This window comes from Accumulibacter sp. (assembly GCF_031732815.1).
GTDB lineage: Bacteria > Pseudomonadota > Gammaproteobacteria > Burkholderiales > Rhodocyclaceae > Accumulibacter.
Genome location: NZ_JAVMKF010000191.1, coordinates 1 through 3,958 on the forward strand (window position 1 = coordinate 1; position 3,958 = coordinate 3,958).

2 protein-coding genes are annotated in these 3,958 nt (G+C 66.0%); both read left to right on the top strand.

Annotation, left to right across the window (positions count from 1 at the left end; all coding sequences use genetic code 11):
• The coding region (flgK, locus tag RKP46_RS12590; protein ID WP_311106965.1) for a flagellar hook-associated protein FlgK at positions 1-1,841 on the top strand (1,841 nt) is incomplete at its 5' end.
• 16 nt (positions 1,842-1,857) lie between these two features.
• Positions 1,858-3,381, top strand: coding sequence for a flagellin (locus RKP46_RS12595; protein ID WP_311106966.1), 1,524 nt, complete (start codon positions 1,858-1,860; stop codon positions 3,379-3,381).
• Positions 3,382-3,958 lie beyond the last annotated feature (577 nt).

A 3,958-nucleotide genomic window follows, 5' to 3' on the forward strand; every position in this document is an offset into this window, starting at 1 on the left:
CGCAGAGCGGCCTGATCGCGAACCAGCGGGCGCTCAGCACCGTTGCCCAGAACATCGCCAACGTCAACACGCCCGGCTACTCGCGCAAGGAACCGACGCTCGAGCAGCGGGTGGTCGACGGCAGCGGCGCCGGCGTCGACCTGACCCAGCTCAAGCGCACCGTTGACGAGGGCCTCTTGAAGACGATCCGGCTCGAAACCGCGAGCCTGCAGGAGGCGAGCGTCCGTCAGGACTATCTCGGCCGGGTCCAGACCCTATTCGGCAGCCCGGAGAGTGACACCTCGCTGGCGCATACGATCACGGAGTTCCAGGACTCGCTCGAAAGCCTGGCCTCGGAACCGAACAGCGCGCTCAACCAGCGCGCCGTCGTCCGCAGTGCCGACGATCTTGCGATCCGTTTTCGCGAACTCACCGGAGCGCTGCAGAGCCTGCGCCAGGAGGCCGACCAGGAGATCGGCACGGCGGTGCGCGAGGTCAACGGCCTCTTGACCACGATTGCGGACCTGAACGACAAGATCGCGCGGAACGGCTATGCGGGCCAGGATACGAGCAGCCTGCAGGACCAGCGCGACCAGAGCCTCGATCAGCTCGCCGGCCTGATGGATATCCGCGTGTTCCGCCGTGCGAGCGGCGAAGCCGTCGTCTTCACGGCCAGCGGGCGCACCCTCGTCGATGGCACCGCCCGCGGTTTGAGCCACGGCATCGCCAACCAGCTCTCCGCCGGCGCCGGTGCGACCGGTGGCGGCGTCGATGGCATCTACATCGGCGAGGCAACGGCCGAGAACGACATCTCCGGTGAGATCCGCGCTGGCCGCCTGGCCGGGCTCATCGGTCTCAGGGATACGACGCTGCCGGATCTCGCCGCCAACCTCGACACGCTTGCGGGCGGCCTTGCCCAGACAGTCAATCAGATCCACAACCGCGGCTTAGCGTTCCCTGGACTCGATGCCGTTACCGGCAGCCGCACGTTTGCCGATCCTGCGAACCAGGCGATCACCTTTCAGGGCACCTCGGACACCCGCCTGGTCGTGTTCGACGGCAATGGCAATCAGGTCGGCACAACCACCATGCGCACCCTTCTGGGTGGCGCATCCGGCACCATCGCTGACGTGCAGACGAGCCTCGACGCGTGGCTGAGCGGCCAGGGCCACGGCACGGCGTCCCTGGGTGCCGACGGACGGCTTGAGATCGCGCTTGCCGACGGCAGGACCATCGGCTTCCGCGATGAGGCCCAAGTCAACACGCCGGGCGCCGCGGCAGCGGACGCGGCGATCGGTTTCGACAGCGACGGCGATGCGGTCGTAGACGAAAGCCACACCGGCTTCGCTGCCTTTTTCGGGCTGAACGATCTGTTTTCCGCCGACGTTGCCCTGGGCAGCGCGGGATCGGCGGAATCCTTGAGCGTGCGCGCCGACCTCCTTTCCGCGCCAGAAGGCTTGAGCCGCGGCACGGTCCAGTGGGATGCCACCCGCAGCCTGACCGGCGCGTACCTGGTGTCGAGCGGCGACGGCAGCGCCGCCCGTGCGCTCGCAACCGCGGTTGGCGAAGGAACGGCGTTCGCAGCCAGTGGCGAACTGCCGCAGGTCACGACCGGTTTCGCCGATTACGCCGGCATGGTCATCGCCCACACGGCTTCGGAAACGGCCGCCAGCGAGTCCGCTACCGCCCGCCAGGAGGAACTGGTGGAGACGCTGAAGCAGAAGTCAGACTCGCTGCGCGGCGTCAATCTCGATCAGGAACTGGCCGATCTCATGCTCTACGAACAGGCCTATTCGGCGGCCGCGCGGGTGATGTCGGTCATGCAGGAGATGTTCGATGCGCTTGAGCGGTCCGCACCCTAGGCTCCGGTAGCACATCATGGAACGGATCTCGGCATTCGCGAGCGCCAACTATCTGTCGCAGCTGATCGGCAAGACGCAGGCGCGCATCAACGAGGGGCAGACCCAGCTCGCCTCGGAGAAGGTCTCGCAGGATTATGCGGGCATCGCCGGAGATACGCGGCGGCTGCTCTCGGCCGAAAACGCGCGCACCATGGCGACGCGGTTTCAGCAGAACAACACGCTGATGAAGGTCGATCTTGGCGCCGCCGATCTGGCCGTGCAGTCGATCGACACGACCGCGCGAGAATTCCGCGCCGCGCTGATCGAGCAAGGCAACAGCCAGCCGCTCGATGCGGCACAGGTGGCAACCCTGCAGGCCTCAGCCTTCCGTGCCCTCGGCGAGATGCAGAACGCGCTTAACACCAAGGTCGACGGCCGCTACCTGTTCGCTGGCGGCAGCACCACGACCCGGCCGGTCGATCTCGGCCTGTCCAACCTCGAAGACTTCCAGACCCGCTATGACGGCCGGGCGAACGCCTATCCCGAAAGCCGCGATGCCAGCCTTGCCAGCTTCTCCCTGGCACCCGGCGGCAACTGGCTGAGCTTCGAGGCCGATGCCGCGGCGCCGAGCCGGATCCGCGTTTCCGCCGCCACCGCCGAGGTTGAGGCAATTGCTGCCGGCACGCGGATTACCATCGGCGGCACCCCCGCAAGCGGCTATGACGGCTCGTTCGTGGTCCGAAGCGTCGGCCAGGACGCCCAAGGCACCTATATCGAGGTCGAAGAGGAGCGCTTCTACGATGAAGCGGCTGCCGCCGGAACGCTCAGCGTTGCCAACGGCGCCCAACTGACTCCGGCCGCGACCGGCACGCTCACCTTCGATGGTACCGCCAACACGGTGACCGCCGCCACGGCCGATGCGTTCGCCGGCATCGCCGTCGGCAGCCTGTTCACGGTCTCCGGAACGGGCAGCAACGACGGCGTGTTCGAGGTGGCAGCGAACAACGGCACGGCGATCAGCATCGTCGCCCACACGCTGCCCGACAGCGCCGGCACTGCAGTCGCCGGCACGCTCGCTGCCGAGGGCTACTACGCCGGCGACACGATCGGCCGCGTTCACGCCGCCGATACCGAGCGGACGCTGGACATGAGCCTGAATGGCGCCGATCCCGCGTTCGAAAAGGCGCTCCGAGCAATGGCGATGATTGCCGAAGGGGCGCCGGGTACGACAGGCGATCTCGCCCTGCATCCGGAGCGCATTGCCAAGGCGATCGATTTGCTGAACAGCGCGATCGATCCAGCCGCTGCACCGGTGGCCGGCGAGAAGACCGGCAATCTCGCCGCGGTGCAGATGGACATCGGCTTCCAACAGGTGGTTGTCGACGAGTCGATGAACCGGCAGCAGGACTTGATCGCGTCCCTGGAAACGCAGATCGGCAGCATCGAGAACGTTGATCCTTACGAGACGATCACGCGCCTGCTCGACGACTCGCGAGCGCTTGAGGCTTCGTATCAGGCGGTGAGCCGCATCCGCCAGCTTAGCCTCGTCAATTACCTCTAAGTTCGCCTGCTCCAGAATGAAAGCGGGGAACCCGAAGGTTCCCCGTCTCAGAGTTCGCTGACGCTCACGCGGTCGCGAAGGACGTGTGTGTAACCGCGACCTATTGGAAATAGACGGCAAAGGTCATCAGCGTCACGAGGAAGGCGATCGCGACGGCAGCATAGGGGGCCGTCCTCGAAATCCTCTCATCCCACGTCATTGTTCATTCCTCGCACAGTTCTGGCCGAAACACGGGCGGCTGCCCGATCCACGTGCGCCGTGATGCCGATGCCACCGGAGCGGCAAGTGACATCACCCAGCGCTCGGGGAAAAGGTAGTGCGCGCCTCTCGATAATGTAAGGGCGTTTTTTTGCATTGCAACATTGCACCTGCCGCATAGCAGCACGCCGTGTCCCTGCCCAGTGCGCTCACGCCGCCGCTTCGGCCTCCATCTTGGTAATTGCTTCTGCCATCGCGACCAGGCGTTGCGCACTCTCCACGTGCAGGTTCTCGATCAAGCGGCCATCGACGACGCAGACGCCTGCACCCCGTTCCGCCGCTTCCGCGTGCGCGGCGATGATCTTGCGCGACCAGGCAA